Below are 19,782 nucleotides of genomic sequence, written 5' to 3'. Positions count from 1 at the left end.
CAAGTGTATCGAGGCCGTCATTAATCGACAATGATACTCATTGGCGTAGAAAGATAGCAAAATGATTGCACTTCCTGTGCTCACATCGCCAGCGCGGCCAGCACCTCGGCAGACGTCGTCACCTGGCGGAAGTGGTGCTTCCACAGGTCAATGCCCATTTTCCCGGACCTGTCCAGCGACGACCCTACCGTCATGTCGGTCACCAGGGTTGGCGTAAGCCCCGCATCGAACAACGCAAAGCCTGCAGCCAGCACGCAGGTTTCGGTTTGCATGCCGCACACCAGCACCCGCTCCACGCCCAGTTGCTTGATGTATTCGAGGGTTTCGACGGTCTGCCCGTAGCCATGCTTGACGAACACCTGGTCTGCTTCGACCAGGCTCTCGTCCTCAACTGCCGGGTGCCAGCCCAATTGTCGCTGGAACGGCGTGGCCTGCTCATCGTGCAGTTCGACCGAGGCGATGGTCGGGATATTCGCCGACAACCGCCGCAAACCGTCGACCAGCCATTCGGGCGGGCTGAAGGTGGATTGAACATCGACGATGAGCAAAACCTGGCGCATAAGGGTCTCCGGCCATGGGCAAAAAGCGCCGAGTATAACGTGGTGCCAGCACTGCGGTTTGCTGAAAACAGTGCCTGCATGGCCCGCATCGAGGCTACCGCCGATGCAATGCTAAGGTCTGATACTTCTAGCCATCCCCGCGATCCATGCAGCTTCCATCTTTGCCCCAACCACCTCGAATTCAGTCATGGCTACCACCCGATCACCAATCGTAGGTCATCTCCACCGACGCCACGCGCTCTTGGCCGTAATAGCAACCGAACGCGTAGTTGCAGTCCGACACATACTCGCGGTCGAAGATGTTCTGTACGTTCAGGCTGGCCTGCAAACCGCGCAGGCTCGCGTCGAATTTGCCCAGGTCGTAGCTGACGGTAGCGTCATACACCGCGTAGGCCGGCACGTCGAACGAGTTGGATGAATCACCCGGTTTACGGCCGGTGTAGCGGGCACCTGCGCCGAAGGTGAGGCCGTTGAACATGGCCTGGGTAAAGTGGTAATCCACCCACAGGGACGCCGATACCGGCGCCTGCGACTCGCTGCGGTTGCCTTGGTCGCCGTAGTTGCTCTTGGTGTAGAACGAGTCGATGTAGGTGGCTGCCGCCAGCACGTCGATGTTGTCGAGGGTGGACTTGAGTTCAAGTTCAACGCCACGCGAGCGCACCTCACCGTCCTGCGCCTGGTACTGGGGGTTGTCGTCGTCCTGAGTCAGCACGTTCTTCTGCTTGACCTGGAACACCGACGCGGTGAGCAAGGTGCCCTCGACCGGCTGATACTTAACCCCCACTTCGTACTGTTCACCCTCGGTCGGCTCAAACGACTTGCCGGCGCTGTCCGTGCCCAGTGTCGGCAAGAACGACTGGGAATAGCTGACGTAAGGCGCCAGGCCAAACTCGGTGACGTAGGTCAGGCCGATACGGCCCGTGAACTTGTTGTCACGCTGTGAAGCGATGCTTTTGGCCAGCAGGTCTTTGTTGTCGATTTCTGCCCAGTCCTGGCGGCCACCAACGGTCAAGATCCACTGGTCGAGCTTGATCTGGTCCTGCACATACACCCCAGTCTGGCGAACGGTATTGTCCCATTGGGTGTCCAGCACAGGGGTTACGCTGCTGGTGTCGTAGTTGTTCTTGCCGTAAAGGTCGACGGGCAACACGTTGTAGGCGTTATAGCCATCGTATTTGCGGGAGAAGTGGCGATAGTCCACGCCGGCCAGTGTGGTGTGCTGCAGCGCGCCGGTATTGAATTTGTACTCAAGATTGTTATCGAGGGTGTAGGCGATATTGTGCTGGCGCCAGTCGAGCTTGACCCGGTTGGCCCGGGTGTAATCCACCCCCTCGTCGTCCGAAACGAAACTGCGCAAGTAGAAGCCTTTGTAGCGGTCACGCACATCGGTGTAGCGCGCTGTGGAACGTACCGCCAGGTCATCGCTGAAGCGGTGGCTGAAGTCGTAGCCGAAGATGTACTGGTTACGCTTGTAATCGTTGTAATGCGAGTCGCCCGAGAAGAAGTCGCGGTCGATGCGCTGGCCCGTCGGGCCACGCTTGAGCGAACCGATCATCGGCAGCGACTGGTAGTCGGCAAGGCCGTCGTCGCGCTGCACCTGTGCCAGCACCGTCAGGGCGGTGTCTTCGTTCGGCGCCCAGGTCAGGCTTGGCGCCAGCAGCAGGCGTTCGCTGTGGGTGTGCGCCACCTGCTCGTTGCCTTTGTCGGCCACACCGACCAGGCGATAGGTGAACGCGCCCTGCTCATCCAATGGGCCGCTGGTGTCGAACGCACCGTTGACCCGGTTGTAACTGCCGGCACCCAGCTTGACCTGGTTGCGCTGCTCGCGGGTCGGGCGTTTGGAGACCATGTTGATCAGCCCGCCCGGCTGGTTTTGCCCGTAAAGCACCGACGATGGGCCCTTGAGCACCTCGATGCGTTCCAGGGTATAGGGGTCGATCTGTGGCGCGCCGCCCAGGCTGCCCGCATACGGCAGGTACGCGCCATCCAGGTACAGCGGGGTCGGGGCGAAACCGCGGCTGGTGATTTCGTCGGCAATGCTGTTGCGATCGGTGAACCCCCCCGTTGCCAGCCCCGGCGTATAACGCAATGCCTGGGTCAGGTTGCGCGCGCCCTGGGCCTGTACCTGGTCGGCAGTGACAACGTTGATGGCCTGCGGGATTTCCAGAATCGGCGTATCAGTCTTGGTCCCCGTCGCGCTGCGGGTGGCGACATAACCGGTTACCGGCCCGTAGGCCGACTCCACGGACGTGCCGGTGATGCTGGTACTGTCGAGTTGCAGCGTCGACGCATCCCCGACCATGGGCAACAGCGAATAGCTGCCGTTGGCCTGGCGCAGCACCTGCAACTGGCTGCCCACCAGCAATTGGCGCAGGCCGGCCTCGGCACTGTAGCGGCCATGCAAGCCTGGCGACTTCAACGCCTGCACGTAGGACGGTTCGAACGACACGGTCACCCCCGCCGCCTCCGCGAACTGGGTGAGCGCAGCGCCCAGCGGGCCGGCCGGGATGTCGAATGCGGCTTCGACACGGGTCTGGGCCATGGCTGGCGGGGCGATCATCACCGCAGCCAGAGGCGTCGCGAGCGCGATGCTGAACAGCGCGCGATTGACCGCCCGCGTCATTGGTTTTTGGGCACAGTTGATGAGGATAAGGGGGTTGCGAGTGTCTGAAGGGAGCATGGGTATTCCTTTCGCCCTGCGGCAGTTTTTTACGGCGTCTGATGCGCCTCTACTTAACAAGTCGAATGAGAATTGAAATCGATAACCCCCCTTGGGTAAAAGAGTGCCTGCTTTTGGTTTTGATGTGAGGCGTATATCGAGCGCCGCACGCGGCGTTTCGCAGCACAAGGCTGCTCCACATTTTTTCGGGCCAATTATTCCTGCGCACAGGCGCGACTGGCCCGAAACAACTGTAGGAGCAGCCTTGTGCTGCGAAGCGCCGCGCGGGCGGCGCTCGATCTCATAGGCGCTGAAAATGCTGAGCGAACACCTTCCCCCCTAAGCCCTCAAACAGCCTCGACCCGCGTCCAGAACCGGCTGAACCGCCGAATGCGTACCGGCAAGGTGCGGGTGAGGTTGTCCAGGGCAGTATCGATATCGCCCAGCTGAAACGCGCCGGACAGGCGCAGCTCGCTCACGGCCGCGTCACACCCCAGATGGCCGGGCCGATAACGTTGCAGTTCGCTGACAACATCGGCAAGGCGCCAGTCGTCCACCACCAGCATGTCGCGGGTCCAGGCATCCGCCAGCGCTGTCGCGGGCTGCACCACGCCAGCTTCATCCGCGCGAAAGACCAGCTGATGACCGGCCTCGACACGCACCGCCGCCAGCGAGTGCGCCGTGCGTACCTCCACGGCATGTTCCAGCACGCAAACCCGCGTGACGTCAGCATCACAGCGGACAGTAAAACGCGTGCCCAGGGCGCGAATGCTGCCTTGTTCGGTGTGCACGATGAACGCTCGGGCCTGCGCGTCGCGCGCGGTTTGCACAAGGATCTCCCCGCCCAACAGGTGCAAGGCGCGCCATTGGGCGGTGTAACGGATATCGACGGCGGTGGCGGTGTTCAACTGCAAGCGGCTGCCATCCTCCAGGCGCAGCGAACGGCGCTCGCCAACCCCTGTGCGTTGGTCGGCCATCAACCGCGCGATGCCCCCCTCGTGCCAGGCCAGCCCCCCTGCCCCACCCGCAGCCAGCACAATCGACATCACCTTGAGCACTTCGCGGCGCTTGGCCCTGGCACTGCTCAGGGTTGGCCGAGCGATGCCTGGTGCCACGTGCTCGAAGGTGCCCTGCAAGCGCGCCAGGCGCTCCCAGGCCTGCCGGTGAAGTGGATCGCTGAGCAACCAGCGCTGATGCGCGGCGCGCGTATGTTCATCGGCATCGCAGCGCAACTCGACATACCAACTCGCCGCGGCTTCGAGCACGTTCCGATCCAGTGGCGGGGCCCCGGCCACGGTTCAGTCCTCAGCCAGCATCAGGCAATGGGTCAGTGCCCGCACTGCATGCTTCTTGACGGTGGTAACCGAAATGTCCAGGCGCCGCCCGATCTCGACATAGCTCAAGCCATCCAGCTGGGCCATCAGGAAAATCTCCCGGGTGCGGGCGCCCAGGCCGTCGAGCAGGCGGTCGATTTCCATCAACGCTTCGATGATCAACGTACGCGCCTCGGGCGAAACGTCGACCTGCTCGGGGCGGGCGGCGAGCGTTTCCAAGTAGGCCTGCTCAACAGCACGGCGGCGGAACATGTCGATCATCAAGCTACGGGCGATGCTGGAGAGGTACGCCCGTGGCTCGCGCAGCTCGGCCGCCTTGCGCAGGGTCAGCACGCGGATGAACGTGTCCTGGGCCAGGTCCGCCGCATGCTCGACACACCCGAGCTTGTTGCGTAGCCAACCGCACAGCCAGGGATGGTGCTCCGCGTAGAGGGTATGCACGGTTTTTTGCAGGGAAGGGTCAGCGCAGGACATGGGGTGAACCGGTCAGGACGTCTTTAATAATGACTCTCATTTAACATGAGCCATCCAACGCTGTGCAACTCTTCATTCACGCGACATCATTAATGCCGCTACTGCCATGCCGCCAAGCTGTCTTCCGGCCCATCGGCATGGCTTTTAAAAAACGCCCTCAAGTGCTCGATGAAACACGACACCTTCGCGGACAAGTTCAAACGCTCAAGGTAAACCGCGTAGATATCCGCCGGCGGTGTCTGGTAATCACCCAACACTTCCACCAGGCGCCCACTGCGCAAGTGGTCCGCCAGGTTCCATTCGGCCCGCATCAGGATGCCTTGCCCCTCCAACGCCCAGTTCAACGCCACCTCACCATCGTTGGTGCTCAGGCTTCCACGCACCTTGACCGATTCTGACTGCTTGCCACGGCTCAAGCGCCAGACGCCAAAGGCGGCATCGTTCTGGCGTAACACGATGCAATTGTGTGCAGCCAGGTCCTTGGGCACCTCGGGTGTGCCGCAGGCTTCCAAGTAGCTGGGCGCGGCACACAGCCTGCGACGGTTGGCTGCGATCTTGCGCGCGATCAGGCGCGAGTCGGGCAATTCACCAAAGCGGATGGCCACATCGATTGCGTCATTAGGCAGCTGGATGGGCCGATCGGTCAGGTGCAGTTGCACCTCCACCTCGGGGTAACGCTTGGCAAACGATGAAATCGCCGGCCCCACATGGGTACGGCCAAAGCCCAACGGCGCATTGACCCGCAGCAGGCCCTTGGGCTCGGCGCGGCTGCTGGACACCTGGCGCTCCATCTCCTCGATCTCACCGAGTATGCGCCGGGCATTGACCAGGTAGGTCTCGCCCTCGGCGGTCAGGCTAATGCTGCGTGTGGTGCGGTTGAGCAACCGCACGCCCAGCCGCTGTTCCAATTGCGCCAGGCGCTTGGAGACCGCAGGTGGGGTCAGGTTCATCTCACGCGCAGTGGCAGCCAGGCTGCCCACGCGGATGAGCTGGGTGAAAAAGGCCAGCTCGGACACTGGGTTCATAATTAACCTGAAGGAAACAATGAGTTGAATTTCATTGTATTACACGGTTTTTGAAAAACCATTACCTTGGCCCTGCGTGATTAACCCTAAGAAATCTGGGCTATCGAGCTGCCACGGCCAGGTGTTGCCTGCCGCCACCGATAAGCCCAGCCGCCACAAGAACCGACTCACAACAATAATTCGGAGACGGCAATGGCCAAGCGAGTGTTAGGCAAGTTGTACGTGCAGGTGCTGATCGGGGTAACCCTCGGGGTACTGATCGGGGTGTTCTGGCCACAGGTCGGCGCCGACCTCAAGCCGGTGGGCGATGCCTTCATCAAACTGATCAAGATGGTCTTCGCACCGATCATTTTCGCCACGGTGGTGCTGGGCATCGCCAAAATGGAAAACATGAAAGAGCTCGGCCGCGTGGGCGTGCGTGCGCTGATCTACTTCGAAGTACTGTCCACCTTTGCCCTGGTGCTGGGCCTGGTCGTGGTCAACCTTGTACAGCCTGGGCAAGGCATGAACGTCGACCCGGCCACCCTCGATGCCAAAAGCATTTCCACCTACACCGCGGCAGCTGCAAATAGCTCGGGCGGGTTCATCGACTTTCTGTTGCATGTCATCCCCGGCAGCGTGACCGATGCCTTTGCCAAGAATGAGATCTTGCCGATCCTGCTGTTCTCGACCTTGTTCGGCATCGCCCTCTCGCACCTGGGCCCGCGCGGCAAACCGATGGTCGATGTGCTTGAAGCGTTCTCCCACGGCATGTTCTTCATCGTCGGCATGATCATGCGCGTGGCGCCGCTCGCGGCCTGCGGTGCAATGGCATTTACCGTCGGCAAGTACGGGCTGGGCTCGATCGTCTCGCTCGGCAAGCTGATGGCAACCATGTACCTGACCTGCTTCCTGTTCGTGGTGATTGTGCTGGGCGCCATCGCTCGGCTGTCCGGTTTCAGCCTGTGGAAGTTCCTCAAGTACCTCAAGGAAGAACTGTTCACCGTACTGGGCACCAGTTCATCGGAGTCGGTGGTGCCGCAACTGATGAACAAGCTGGAGAAGGTCGGCGTGTCCAAACCGGTGGTGGGCCTGGTGATTCCTTCCGGCCTGACCTTCAACCCGGACGGGCAATGCATCTACTACACCATGGCGGCCATTTTCATCGCCCAGGCCACCAACACGCCACTGACGCTGATGGACCAGTTGATCGTGCTGGGCGTGCTGCTGCTGACCTCCAAAGGCTCTGCAGGTGTGACCGGCTCCGGCTTCATCACCCTGGCCGCGACCTTGGCAACCATGGACAACATCCCGGTGGCCGGCATGGTGCTGCTGCTGGGCGTCGACCGCTTCATGTCCGAGGCCCGCGCCATCACCAACACCATCGGCAACGCCGTCGGCACCGTGGCCATTGCGCACTGGGTTGGCGCTTTGGACAAGCCGCGCATGGCCCAGGTGCTGGACGGCCAGCTACCCGCAGAACCCGAAAAACCCGAGGCCACTCAGCTACACACCCCGCTTCTACACAGGGAGGCCAGCACCAGCGGCACCCTGGCCCCCTGAACACCCAGACATCGAACAATCAGCCTTGTGATGCAGTGAGGAAAAAACCGTGGATAAAGAATCAGCCGTGTCATCGCTCACCGACGTGATGGCGAAGTTCACCGCCTATATCGGCAAGCGCCTGCCCAAAGACGTCAAGGAGAAAACCGCAAAACTGCGCGCCGCAGAAACCAACCCACTGGCCATCGCCGTGTATGACTCGATGGCCGACAACCAGGAATACGCCGACAAGCTCGACCGCCCCAGCTGCCAGGACACAGGGGTCATTCAGTACTTCATCTCGGCGGGGGCCAGGTTCCCGCTACTGAGCGAGCTTGAAGGCATTCTGGAAAACGCCACCAAAGAGGCCACCATCAAGGGCCCGCTGCGCCACAACGCGGTAGAAACCTTCATCGAAAAGAACACCGGCACCAACACCGGCTCGAAGATCCCGTGGCTGGACTGGGAAATCATCCCGGATGCCGACTACGCCATTGTCGATGTGTACATGGCCGGTGGTGGCTGCACCTTGCCAGGCTCGGCCAAGGTGCTGATGCCAGGCCAGGGCTATGAAGGGGTCACCGAGTTCGTCTTCGACGTGATCACTTCGCGAGGCGTCAATGCGTGCCCGCCCCTGCTGGTTGGCGTTGGCGTGTCGACCTCGGTTGAGACCGCTGCGCGCCTGTCGAAAAAGGCGATCCTGCGCCCGGTCGATTCCAGCCACCCGAACGAAAGCGCCGCCATGATGGAAAAGCTCCTGGAAGACGGCCTCAACGAAATCGGCATCGGCCCGCAGGGGCTGACTGGCAACAGCAGTGTCATGGGCGTGAACATCGAGTCTTCCGCGCGTCACCCCTCGACCATTGGCGTCGCGGTATCGACAGGTTGCTGGGCGCACCGCCGCGGCAAGATCCGCATCAACGCCGACCTGTCCTACGACATCCTCTCGCACGAAGGGGTAGTACTGTGAAAAAGATCCTGACCACCCCGATCAAAGACGAAGACCTGGCCAACCTCAATGTCGGCGACGTGGTTTATCTCACCGGCCAGTTGGTGACGTGCCGCGACGTCGCGCACCGTCGTTTGATCGAGCTCAAGCGAGAGTTGCCGGTTGACTTGCGCGGCGGTGCGATCTTCCACGCTGGGCCTATCGTGCGCAAAAAAGACGATGGCAGTTTCGAGATGGTGTCCATTGGCCCGACCACCAGCATGCGCATGGAGAAGTTCGAAAAGCAGTTCATCGAGCAAACCGGCGTCAAGCTGATCATTGGTAAAGGCGGCATGGGGCCGGAAACCACCACCGGCTGCCTGGAAAACAAAGCCGTGCATGCGGTGTTCCCAGGGGGCTGTGCGGTGCTGGCTGCAACGCAGGTAGAAGAGATCGAACGTGCCGAGTGGCAAGACCTGGGGATGCCTGAAACCCTGTGGGTCAACCGGGTACGGGCGTTCGGCCCGCTGATCATTTCCATCGACACCAAGGGCAATAACCTGTTCGAACAGAACAAGGCCCGCTTCAACGCGCGCAAAGGGGCGGTGATCGAGAAGATCAACAGCCAGGTTCGCTTTATCAAATAACCGCGCCAAATCGGGGCCGCTATGCGGCCCATCGCCGGCAAGCCGGGCTCCCACCTCGACTGCACAGACCTCAAGCCATCTGCAGTACCTGTGGGAGCCAGGCTTGCCGGCGATGGGCTGCGCAGCAGCCCCGATACAGGCACCTCATGCCTTCGACAATTCGCCAATCTTCTCCAGCCGCGCCCGCACGATGTTGCGGCTGATGTTCAACAACCGCCCGGTCTGCAGCTGGTTCCCGTGGCAATACCGATACGCCGCCCGGAACACCGTCTCCTCGATGTGCTCATACAGGTTCGGCACGTTCTGCTCGAACAACGCCAACAGCGCGCTTTCAAGGTTAGGCGGCGCCGCGAGCGCGGCCGGTGCGTTGGCCTGCGTGGCATACACCTGGGCCGCACCTTGCGGCCTCATGTCCACCAGGTGCAGGTCTGCGGGCGCTACCACCTGGTAGCGGCATACCAGCAAGGCATGGTGGATCGCGTTTTCCAACTCGCGGATGTTGCCCGGCCAGCTGTGAGCCAGCAATTTGCGCTCGGCATCCGGGCTGAGCGACGCACGTTCATAACCCAGGCGCCGGCAATGCTCTTCGATGAAAAATTCGGCCAAGGGCAGGATGTCGCCGGGCCGCTCACGCAGCGGCGGCAGGCGGATGGTGGCGACGTGCAGGCGGTAGAACAAATCTTCGCGAAAATGCCCCGCCACCACGGCGTCGGCCAGGTTGACGTTGGTCGCGGCCACCAGGCGCACGTTGATCGGGATCGGTGTACGCGAGCCCAGCCGCACGACTTCGCGCTCCTGCAGCACCCGCAGCAACTTCACCTGCATGTTCAACGGCAGGTCCCCAATCTCGTCGAGAAACAGCGTGCCGCCATTGGCCGCCTCGAACCAACCGGCCTTGTTCGAGGTGGCACCGGTGAACGCCCCTTTCTCATGGCCGAACAGTTCGCTTTCCACCAGAGTTTCGGCAAAGGCACCGCAGTTCACCGCCACGAACGGTTCGCGGCCACGGCGGCTCAGCTGATGGATGTGGCGAGCGACAAGTTCTTTACCGGTTCCGGTTTCGCCGATGATCAGGGTATTGGCCTCGCTGGGCGCCAGGCGCTCGATACGGCTGAGCAGCTCCTGGGAGCGAGGGTCCTTGAACACAAGCACGGTGGCACGTACCGACTTGGTCAGCTCTCGGGCATTAGGGTGGGTGATCAGCGACATGGGGGCATTCCTGGCAATTGACGCGCAGCCCCATAGTGCCCGAAACAAATTAGATCAAAAAATTATTAATTCATCTTTATATATTCCATTTTTGAATATTTGATTTTCCAGCAGCCGACTGCTGCTGCAGCAGCAACGCGCCAGCACTGCCCTGCGTGCCGATCAGCAGGCTGGGCTCCACGCCGCGCCCCTCCCATGTGCTGAAGGCCCCGCCGTTAAAGGCCTGCAGCCACCTTTTCAAAGACTGGCATGCATTTCGCTCCTGGCCTGGCAATGCCTGGTTCGCTGCAGCACGCGGCCCAGACCTGTTGAACCCTTGTTTGGAGCCGCACATGAACACACTCTGGCGTCACGGCCTGGCCCTGTTGGGCGGCCTGTTACTCAGCCTGACCACATTGGCCGCCGAGCCACCGGCAGCGGTGCGCATCGCCATCGTTGCCTTCACCCAAGGCGGCGCGCCGGTCTTCGGGGGCATCCCGGGGCGGGTGATCGAAGACGGCTGGCTCGAACAGCAGTTGGCCGCCCGCGGCGTGAAACTGCAATGGACCGCCCTGCCCCACGCCGGCGCGGGGCCACAAATCAACGAAGGCTTCAGCAACGACAGCCTGGACTTTGCCGTACGCGGCGACCTGCCCTCGGTCATCGCTGGCGCCGGCCAAGTGCCCGGCAAGCTGATCGTGCCGGGTGGCAGCGGCAACAACATCTACTTGGTGGTGCCCAGCGGCTCTGCGGTGCGCAGCATCCAGGACCTCAAAGGCAAGCGCCTGGCCCTGCACCGCGGGCGGCCATGGGAGTTTGCCTTCAGCAACTTCCTGGAAAGCCAGGGCCTCAAGCTGACCGACTTCAAGATCGCCAACCTCAACCCGCAGGTCGGTGCCGCCGCCGTGTCGGCCGGCAAGGTCGATGCCGCCGTGCTGCTCAACGAAGCCTACGCCCTGGAAGACAAAGGCGTGGCGCGGATCCTCTGGTCGACCAAGCAAGGCGCCAACGACTGGCGGCTGGTGTCCGACCTGTGGGGCACCGACCGCTTCGTGCAGCAGCACGCCGACCTCACGCAGTTGGTGGCCACGGCCTGGGTGCGCGCGGCCTGGTGGATCTCCCAAGCGCAGAACCGCGACGCCTATTACGCGCTGTCGTCCCGCGCCGGGGTGGCCGAAAGCGTGCTGCGCCGCGATGACCAGGACGACCCGGTGGCCTGGAAAGCGCGCTGGGCGCCGAAAAGCGATGCCCAACTCAAAGCCCACTACGACGCCCTGGGCCAATACGCCTTGGCCAACCGCCTGATCCGCACGCCCTACGACATCAGCAGCGACCTGGCCACAGGCTTCACCCGCCAGGCGCTGATCGACCTGCAGCTCACCCACTATTGGCCGTCCCTGGACGCTCAAATCAGCCAACAACCTTGAGAACACCTTCCATGAAATTGCCTGTTTCCATCGTTTTCGGCCTCAGTGCCCTGGCCTTTTCCATTGGCGCCCTGGCCGCCGACACCTACGCCCCCAAACCCGACCCGCAACAAGGCGACGGCCGCGTTTCGAGCTTCTACACCTGGTCCAAGGCAATCCCGGCCACCCCCGGCAAACTGCTGCGCAGCGAGCCGCTGGACTCAGCGCTGAGCTTGCCCAACGCCGCCAGTGCCCAGCGCATCCTCTACACCTCGCTGGACGGCATCGATGGCAAGACGCCAATCGTGGTCTCTGGCGCGCTGTTCATTCCCAAGGGCCCGGCGCCCGCCGGTGGCTGGCCGGTCGCCAGTTGGGGCCACGGCACCGTCGGGGTGGCGGATATCTGCGCACCGTCCTGGGCCGGGCGCTCCTACCGCGATGTGCAATACCTGAACCGCTGGCTCGAAGAGGGCTATGCCATCGTCGCCACCGACTACCAAGGCCTAGGTGTGCCCGGTGGCCACCCGCTGCTGAACAACCGCATGGCCGCCTACGGCATTCTCGATGCCGCCAAGGCCGTGGTCGCCGGCGTACCGGGGCTGGCTGACAAGGTCCTGATCATCGGCCAATCCCAGGGTGGCGCTGGTGCCTTTGCAGCCGGTGCCTATGCCGCAACCTATGCACCTAAACTGGGGGTCAAGGGCAGCATCGGCACCGGCGTGATCTACACCGTGGGGTCGAAAAACGTCGGTGAGCAGGACCAGAACAAGGTCGACCCGGCCCTGGCCTACGGCTTCTACACCTTGCTCGCCGCACAGCAGTACGACCCGAGCATCGACCCGCGCGACTTCTACACCGACAAGGCCCTGCCGCTGTTCGAGCAGGCGCGCACCAGTTGCCTGTCGGCACTGGTCAGTGATGTGGTCGGCACCGGCCTGACCCCCGCCAACGCCAAAAAGGATTACCAGGGCGACCAGCTCAAACCGTGGCTGGCCCAAGTGTCGTACCCCACCCTCAAACTGGCCCAGCCGATCTTCATCGGCACCGGCGCCGAGGACAAGACCCCTGCCGCCGCGACCCAGGTTGCACTGATGCAGGATGCCTGCAAGGCCGGCTCGGTGGTGCAGGGCCACCTGTACAAAGGCCTGGGCCATAGCGAAACGGTCAACGCCTCGCTCAAGGACTCGATCCCCTTCGCCCGCCAGGTCATCAGCGGCCAGCCAGTCACGCCCAACTGCAGCCCAAGCGTCCAGTAAGGAGGCCACCCCATGAGCATCGAATTCTTCACCCGCCTGCCACTGCATGGCGAAACCCAGTACCTGCCTGGCGACCCACGCAACCGCGGCGACTGGCACGCAGGCGGCGATAGCAGCGGTGCGGTTTCCGGGTTCGCGGTAGGTGATCACTTCACCTACATCGATTACCTCGGGCAAATCGCACGCGCTGCGGAAATCAACGGCTTCGGCGGCGCACTGATGGTCAATGCGCCCACCGGCGAAGAGCCGTGGACCGTGTGCTCGCTGCTGGCACGGGAAACCCGCACGCTCAAGTTCGTCACCGCGTTCCAGCCCTATCACTACACGCCCTGGGTAGCCGTGCAACAGGCCGCGACCTACCAGCGCGCCACCGGCAACCGACTGGTATGGAACATCATCAACGGCGGCTCCGACGCCCTCCAGCGCCAGGTCGGCGACTTCGAGGGCCACGACGAGCGTTACGCCCGCGCCACCGAGTTCATGGACGTGGTACGCGGCTACTGGCACAACGAGCAATTCCACTACGAGGGCACCTATTACCGCGCCGAGGGCGGCGGGCTGCGCGGGCCGCTGAAAAAAGCCGAGCTGCCGCTGATCTGCACCGCCGGTTCTTCGCTGGCCGCGCGCGAGTTCGCCGCCAAGCATGCCGATTTCTACCTGATGCGTGCCGAGCACCCGGACGAGATCGCCGCGCTGATCGCCGACATCCGCGCCCGCGCCTTGAAGTGGGGGCGTACCGACATTCGCTTTGGCCTGTCCATCGACGTGATTGCCCGCGAGACCGAAGAGGCCGCGCGGGCCGAGGCCAAACGTTTCTTCGACGAAGGCGTGGCCAAGGGCACGGTCAAGGCCCGCGCCGCCCACGCGGGCCTGCGCACCGCACGCAAGCTGAGCTACGAGCACGGCTACAGCGACAAGGACGAGCAGCAAGCCTTCGACGATTTCTTCATCCACCCCAACGTGTGGACCGGCTTCGGCTATATCGGCATCCCGCCAGGCTGCGCGCTGGTGGGCAGCTATGCCAACGTGGTGGCGCGCATCCGCGAGTACCACGGCATCGGCATCGACCTGTTTTTCCTTGCCGGCTACCCGCACCTGGAAGAAGCCTACCGCCTCGGCGAGCATATCCTGCCGCACTTCCGTGGCCAGCGCGCCGCCCTCGCCCGCCCGGCGCCCACCCCCGTGCAACTGCACGCCAGCAACGGAGGCTGACGCCATGGCCTGGGACGGTTACCCATTGAGCCGGCGCGCCTTCATTGGCCATGCCGGCGTACTGGCCGGTGGGCTGCTAGCCGGCTGCGGCCCAAGCGACAGCCCCGGCGACGCGGTCGCCGACCAGCCACGCCATGGCGGGCGCCTGCGTCTTGGCATCATCGATGGCAACCAAAGCGGCAACCTCGACGCCCATAAACCGGTCGGCAGCGGCATCGTCCGCGGCTTTGCCTTGTACAGCAAGCTGTGGGAGTGGGACGAGCAGATGCAGCCGCGCCTGGCCCTGGCCGAGTTCGCCGAGCCCAACGCCGACGCCAGCGGCTGGACGTTGCGGCTCAAGCCTGGGCTGGAGTTTCACCACGGCAAGACCATCGACGCCGACGACCTGATCTTCTCCATCAGGCGCCTGACCGACCCGCAGTTGGCCTCGCCCTATGCGGCGCTGCTGCACTGGGTCGACCGCGACAACCTGGTCAAGCTCGACGATCGCACCGTGCGCCTGGCTTTTCGCGAAGGCCGCAGCTACCTGCCGTTGCCCGAGACGTGGGTCAACTTCGGCGGCATCGTGCCGGTGGACTATCACCCGGTCACCAACCCGGTCGGTGCCGGCCCTTACAAACTCAAAAGTTTCACCCCGGGCCAACGCTCGCTGTTCACCCGTTTCGACAATTACTACAAGCCCGGCAAACCGTATGCCGACGAACTGGAGATCATCGACTTCAAGGACCAGACGGGCCGCCTGGCGGCCTTGCGCGCCGGGCAGATCGACATGGCCAACGTCATGTCCACCGAGCACCTGCAAGTGCTGCAGGCAGACCCACGCCTGCGCCTGCTGAAGTCGGTGAGCGGCAACTGGTTGTCGTTCGACATGAACACCACCAAAGCGCCCTTCGACGACCCGCGGGTGCGTGAGGCGTTTCGCCTGCTGGCAGACCGAGAAGACTTGGTGCGCCGGGCACTCAATGGCCAGGGCCGGGTGGCCAACGACCTGTACGCCCCTTTCGACCCCACCTTCGACCACAGCCTCGGGCCACGGCCGCATGACCCACAACGGGCGGCGCAATTGCTCAAGGATGCGGGCCGCGAAGGCCTGCAGGTGGAACTGGTCACGACCCCAGGGCCTGGGCTTGCCTCGGCCCTGGTGCTGGCCGAACAGGCACGGCGCATCGGCGTGACGATCACGGTGCGCCAGGTCGACCTGGCGACGTTCCAGGGGCCGCAGCGCGACGACTGGACGTTGAGCACTGGGGGCAGCATCGGTGCGCCGTTCCTGGCCAGCGCCATTCATACCGACGCGCCGTTCGCCGTGGCCAACAAGACTCACTTCCACGACGCAGCATTCAGCGAGGCCTTCCTCGCTGCCATGGCCCAGCCTGACCTTGAGAAACGCAAAACCCTGGTGCACCGCGCCCAACGCATCCAGTACGAACGCGGCGGCATGCTGATCTGGGGCTTTGCCGACTTGCTCGACAGTGTCAGCACACGGGTCGGTGGGGCGCAGGCGGAGCAGTCGCTGTTCAGTACCTGGCGGTTCGAGAGCCTGTGGCTCAAGCGCTAAACGCTGGGCCAGCACAATTTTCTGTGGGAGCGGGATTGCCCCGCGAAGCAGACACCTCGAGTGGATGGCACGGGCTTTGCCCGTATTCGCGGGGCAAGCCCGCTCCCACAAGGGGCGCATAGCGCCCCCGGCAGTCGCCATAGGCACCCAATAACCGCAGGCGCGGCTGCGCCCTCGCTTTTCCCATTTCCGAACAGAACGAGGCTCAGCCCCATGCTCCGCGTTGCCTTGCTGCACCCGACATTCCAGCCCTGCGCCCTGGCACTGGCCATCCTGGCCGCCAGCGTACCGCTGGCCTACGCCGAGGACACCCAACTGCGAACCGTCACCGTCCAAGCCGAACAGGCTGACGACGACGCCCTGCCCACCCGCCCACCGGCCTCGATCTACGGCGGCCTGGAAAGCAAAGTCCTCGACACCCCACGCTCGGTCACCCAGATCAACGCCGAGCAACTGGCCCGCGACCCGATCCAGAGCTCGGACGACCTGGTCAAGTACGCCCCCGGCATCACCCGAGGCGGCGGCCAGAACGCCGGCATCGCCCCGCAAATGCGCGGGCAAAGCTCCGAGGTGTTCCAGGATGGCCAACGCGCCTACGGCGTACGCCACCCCGCCAACTTCAACGCCTATGAAGGCGCCGACATCGTCGCTGGGCCCTCGTCGGTCACCTACGGCTCGGTCAGTGGCAGCGGTGGCTACATCAACTACCTAAGCAAGAAGCCCGACTTCAACCGCTTCCGCACCCGCCTGAGTGGCGAAATCGGCAGCTGGATCCCCGACGGCGAATCACGCGATGCCACCCAATTCAGCATCGACAACACCGGCCCCCTCAGTGACAGCCTGGCCTACCGGGTCAGCATCACCCGCCAGCGACAGGAAACCTTCTACGACAACGTCGACAACAACTTCGACGCGTTCTACGGCGCCCTCGCCTGGCGCAACGACAACCTGCGGGTGGACTGGAACGCCGCCTACGACGACTACTACGACTACAACATCACCCACGGCTGGAACCGCGCCACCCAAGACCTGGTCGACCACGGCAGGTACAACGCCGGGCGCGCCACGCCGATCATCCAGAACGGCAACAGCCTGTGGTCGCCGGTGCTGTCATCGGGTGCCAGCGATGCCCAGGTACTCGGCTGGGTGCAGCGCCAGCGCAACGCGCAGGGCCAGTACCAGGTGGTCGATGGCAGCTTCCAGGGCGCCTCACCCAATACCCAGGCCAGCCCAGGCAGCTTGCGCGGCTGGGTGTACGACCCGTCGCTGGCAGGCAATGGCCAGACCTCGCTGTCATCACAGACCGGCCAGCGCGCGCAGGACCAGAACCGCTCGCGGCGCTTCACCACACAACTGCGCGTCGAGGGCGACCTGACCCCGTCGATCACCCTGGCCAACAGCACTTTCTACCAGCACTCCACCGACACCACCGACGCGGTGGGCGCGTTCCAGGTGCAGGGCAAGGACGACATCTTCGACAACCGCTTCGAGTTCCGCGCCCGTGGCCAATGGCAGCTGGGCGGCCTGACGCTGGTCGACGACAGCAACACCGGGCTGATCTACCGCCGCGAGACCAACGAGTCGATCGCCGCCAACAACAATTTTGGCTCCACCATCAACGCCTACGACCTCGCCCTCGACCCGACGCTGAAAAACCCTGGCGACCTGCTGGGCCTGAGTGGGCGCAACCCCGCCGGTGGCAACGGAGCCTGGATCGGCCAGCCCGGCGTGCCACAGTTGTCCAATTACTATGGCTGGTTAAACCTGCCCGCCATGTACCCGGCAGGGCACGGTTTGTACGCTGAATCGGTGGCGCCCTACACCGCCGACAGCACCTGGACCACCCAAACCCTGTTCAGCCAGCACAACCTGCGCCTGGGCGAGCGCGTGGGGCTGAACGTGGGGGCCAGCCGCAGCTGGATCGATGCCCGTATCGAAAACCCCTTCGTGCTCGCGGGCGGCAACCCGCGCAAGGACTCGGACAATTACCGGTTGTTCTCGGTACAGGTCAGCCCCTATTTCAAACCCACCGACAACAGCACCCTGTACTACACCTTCGACCGCTCCCTCGCCGTCAACACCGGGTTCTTCACCAATGGTTTGGGCTGGGGCAGTGGCGCCGGGGCCAACCAGCTCAACACACTGGCGTTCGAGAGCCTTAGCGTGCTGCACGAAGTGGGGCTGAAGGTCGAGGCCATGCCCGACCAGTTGTTCTTCACCTTGGCCGCCTACAAGCAGGCGCGCGACCAGTCGCCAGACAGCAACAACAACATCGCCCGGTTGATCGTCAAAGGCTGGGAGGCGACCCTGCGCTACCAGGACCCGCACCTGCGCGGCGGCCTCAACCTCAGCCGCATCAGTGCCTACAACGAGTTCACCAGCCAGGCCGGGTTCGCCTCAGCAGGGTTCATCCCCGACAACGGCACCGTGTTCGGCGACAACAACAGCCTCAACCAGCGCCCGTCCGGCAAGTTCGATGCGGTGCAGATTCCTGAGTACAACGCCGGCGGCTATGTCGATTACCGCTTCGATTCCGGGTTCGGCGTGGAGCTCTCTGGCTGGTGGACCAGCAGCTGGTACCTGAACCTGAGCAAGACGGTGAAGGTGCCCGACGAATACAACCTCGACCTTGCCGCGTATTACCGCCAGCCACAGTGGGGCGTGACGCTGCGCATGCTCAACGTCACCGACGAACTGAATTTCGTCAGTGGCCTGGCCGGCTCGACCAACACCTTCCTGCAACCCATGCCTGGGCGCACCTTGCTGGCCCAGGTCGATTACCAGTTCTGACCCTTCCTCAACATAAAAGGCCATCGCCATGTCCATTGAATTCGTCGGCATGATTTTCCCCCGCCAGTGGTCCGAGACCCGCGGCGTGCGCTCGCCCGACTTCGACCTGCCGTTCATCCGCCACCACGCCCGCGCCCATGAGCATGCCGGTTTCGACCGGGTACTGATCGCCAGCGGCCCAGGCAGTGCCGACAGCCTGCAGATTGCCGCCTATGCGGCCGCGCACACCGAGCGCCTCGGCTTCATGATCGCCCACCGCCCTGCCCTGACCGCGCCGACGGTGGCCGCGCGGGCATTCGCCACCCTCGACCACACCACCGGCGGCGGGCGCATTCGCCTGCATGCGATCACCGGCATCACGGCCGAGCCGCAAGAAGGCGACACCCTGCTGGACAAGACCGCGCGTTACCAGCGCGCCGACGAGTACCTGGAGATTGTCCGGCGCACCTGGACTGCCGAAGAGCCCTTCGACTTCGAAGGCCGCTACTTCACCATCAAGGGCGCTTTTTCGCCGGTCAAGCCGCTGCAGCAGCCGCATATCCCGATTTCCTTTGGAGGCTCGTCCGACATCGCTTACCAAATCGCCGTCAAACATGCCGACCTGTATGCCCTGTGGGGTGAACCGCTGAGCGGCGTCGCCGAGCAGATCGCCAAGCTCAAGGCTGCGGCGAGTGCCGCTGGCGTGGCGGCGCCACGGGTGAGCTTGTCGGTGCGGCTGATCCTGGGTGCTACCGAGGAGCTGGCCTGGCAGCGCGCGGAGCAGATCCTCGCGCAGATCAAGGCCAACCCGCAGTTTGCGGCGGACAGCCCCTGGCAGAAGCGCATCAAGGGCACCGGTTCCGAACGCCTGCTCGCCGCCGCCGCCCGGGCGGACCGGCATGACCGGGCATTGTGGATGCCGACGGCGACAGCGGTGGGGGCTTATGGCGATACCACGGCGCTGGTGGGCACGCCGGAGACCGTCGCCCAGGCGTTGCTGGATTATGTCGATTTGGGGGTGAGCACCTTCCTCAACCGCGGGTATGACCCGTTGTACGACACGGTGGATTACGGGCGCTGGGTGATTCCGGCGGTGCGGGAGGAAGTGCGGCGGCGGCAGGCGCGATTTGCTGGGTGATGGTGGAGGTGTCGGGCTTGGGATTGCATCTGGGGTGCCAGGTGCATGCCTTGGGCCTTGCAGCGCCTAGGTGCATGCCTTGAGCCTTGCAGCGCCTGTAAGATCGA

Annotated in this window: 16 protein-coding genes; 9 read left to right on the top strand and 7 right to left on the bottom strand. The window is 63.5% G+C overall.

Annotated elements, in window-relative coordinates:
- Nucleotides 1-80 precede the first annotated feature (80 nt).
- From GIB19_RS26790 to GIB19_RS26770, 5 genes are all read right to left on the bottom strand, one after another.
- Nucleotides 81-560, bottom strand: coding sequence for an isochorismatase family cysteine hydrolase (locus GIB19_RS26790; protein WP_099429794.1), 480 nt, complete (start codon nucleotides 558-560; stop codon nucleotides 81-83).
- A gap of 202 nt (nucleotides 561-762) precedes the next feature.
- Nucleotides 763-3,240: a TonB-dependent siderophore receptor gene (locus GIB19_RS26785; protein ID WP_274888677.1), complete on the bottom strand. Its 2,478-nt coding sequence runs from the start codon at nucleotides 3,238-3,240 to the stop codon at nucleotides 763-765.
- A gap of 326 nt (nucleotides 3,241-3,566) precedes the next feature.
- A complete protein-coding gene (locus tag GIB19_RS26780; RefSeq protein ID WP_274888676.1) occupies nucleotides 3,567-4,514 on the bottom strand; it encodes a FecR domain-containing protein in 948 nt (315 codons plus the stop codon).
- Nucleotides 4,515-4,517: 3 nt separating this feature from the next.
- The gene (locus GIB19_RS26775) at nucleotides 4,518-5,027 is read right to left on the bottom strand and encodes a sigma-70 family RNA polymerase sigma factor (protein WP_027593739.1); all 510 of its coding nucleotides are present in this window, start codon (nucleotides 5,025-5,027) and stop codon (nucleotides 4,518-4,520) included.
- Between the two features lie 98 nt (nucleotides 5,028-5,125).
- Nucleotides 5,126-6,052, bottom strand: a complete 927-nt coding sequence (locus tag GIB19_RS26770; RefSeq protein WP_027593740.1) for a LysR substrate-binding domain-containing protein — start codon at nucleotides 6,050-6,052, stop codon at nucleotides 5,126-5,128.
- A gap of 192 nt (nucleotides 6,053-6,244) precedes the next feature.
- On the opposite strand from GIB19_RS26770, the gene GIB19_RS26765 reads away from it, so the two are divergent.
- From GIB19_RS26765 to ttdB, 3 genes are read left to right on the top strand one after another with little or no spacing between them, the layout of a single operon-like run.
- Nucleotides 6,245-7,594: a dicarboxylate/amino acid:cation symporter gene (locus tag GIB19_RS26765; protein ID WP_027593741.1), complete on the top strand. Its 1,350-nt coding sequence runs from the start codon at nucleotides 6,245-6,247 to the stop codon at nucleotides 7,592-7,594.
- A gap of 49 nt (nucleotides 7,595-7,643) precedes the next feature.
- Nucleotides 7,644-8,543 (top strand): L(+)-tartrate dehydratase subunit alpha, encoded by a 900-nt coding sequence (gene ttdA / locus GIB19_RS26760; RefSeq protein WP_027593742.1) that lies wholly within the window; start codon nucleotides 7,644-7,646, stop codon nucleotides 8,541-8,543.
- A complete protein-coding gene (gene ttdB / locus GIB19_RS26755) occupies nucleotides 8,540-9,148 on the top strand; it encodes a L(+)-tartrate dehydratase subunit beta (RefSeq protein WP_027593743.1) in 609 nt (202 codons plus the stop codon). Before ttdA ends, ttdB begins: the two co-directional genes overlap by 4 nt.
- A gap of 144 nt (nucleotides 9,149-9,292) precedes the next feature.
- Here ttdB and GIB19_RS26750 read toward each other — a convergent pair whose 3' ends face one another.
- Nucleotides 9,293-10,357, bottom strand: coding sequence for a sigma-54 interaction domain-containing protein (locus tag GIB19_RS26750; RefSeq protein ID WP_099429798.1), 1,065 nt, complete (start codon nucleotides 10,355-10,357; stop codon nucleotides 9,293-9,295).
- 76 nt (nucleotides 10,358-10,433) lie between these two features.
- Nucleotides 10,434-10,691, bottom strand: coding sequence for a hypothetical protein (locus tag GIB19_RS26745; protein ID WP_027593745.1), 258 nt, complete (start codon nucleotides 10,689-10,691; stop codon nucleotides 10,434-10,436).
- On the opposite strand from GIB19_RS26745, the gene GIB19_RS26740 reads away from it, so the two are divergent.
- The 6 genes from GIB19_RS26740 (at nucleotide 10,690) to GIB19_RS26715 (ending at nucleotide 19,675) form a co-directional block, all read left to right on the top strand.
- Entirely contained in the window at nucleotides 10,690-11,763 is a 1,074-nt protein-coding gene (locus GIB19_RS26740) for an ABC transporter substrate-binding protein (RefSeq protein ID WP_099430933.1), read from the top strand. The two genes, GIB19_RS26745 and GIB19_RS26740, sit on opposite strands and share 2 nt — an antisense overlap.
- An 11-nt stretch (nucleotides 11,764-11,774) precedes the next feature.
- Nucleotides 11,775-12,998, top strand: coding sequence for a lipase family protein (locus GIB19_RS26735; RefSeq protein WP_099429799.1), 1,224 nt, complete (start codon nucleotides 11,775-11,777; stop codon nucleotides 12,996-12,998).
- A 12-nt stretch (nucleotides 12,999-13,010) separates the two neighbouring features.
- Nucleotides 13,011-14,210 carry an LLM class flavin-dependent oxidoreductase gene (locus GIB19_RS26730; RefSeq protein ID WP_099429800.1) on the top strand — a complete coding sequence of 400 codons (1,200 nt, stop codon included), beginning with the start codon at nucleotides 13,011-13,013 and terminating at the stop codon, nucleotides 14,208-14,210.
- Between the two features lie 4 nt (nucleotides 14,211-14,214).
- On the top strand, nucleotides 14,215-15,768 hold the full coding sequence (locus GIB19_RS26725) for an ABC transporter substrate-binding protein (protein ID WP_274888674.1): 1,554 nt from the start codon (nucleotides 14,215-14,217) through the stop codon (nucleotides 15,766-15,768).
- A 213-nt stretch (nucleotides 15,769-15,981) separates the two neighbouring features.
- The gene (locus GIB19_RS26720; RefSeq protein ID WP_274888673.1) at nucleotides 15,982-18,558 is read left to right on the top strand and encodes a TonB-dependent receptor; all 2,577 of its coding nucleotides are present in this window, start codon (nucleotides 15,982-15,984) and stop codon (nucleotides 18,556-18,558) included.
- Between the two features lie 28 nt (nucleotides 18,559-18,586).
- Entirely contained in the window at nucleotides 18,587-19,675 is a 1,089-nt protein-coding gene (locus GIB19_RS26715; protein ID WP_099429803.1) for an LLM class flavin-dependent oxidoreductase, read from the top strand.
- Nucleotides 19,676-19,782 lie beyond the last annotated feature (107 nt).

This window comes from Pseudomonas sp. ITEM 17296 (assembly GCF_028895205.1).
Classification (GTDB): Bacteria; Pseudomonadota; Gammaproteobacteria; order Pseudomonadales; family Pseudomonadaceae; genus Aquipseudomonas; species Aquipseudomonas kermanshahensis.
This window is presented reverse-complemented; position numbering and strand designations above follow the sequence as displayed.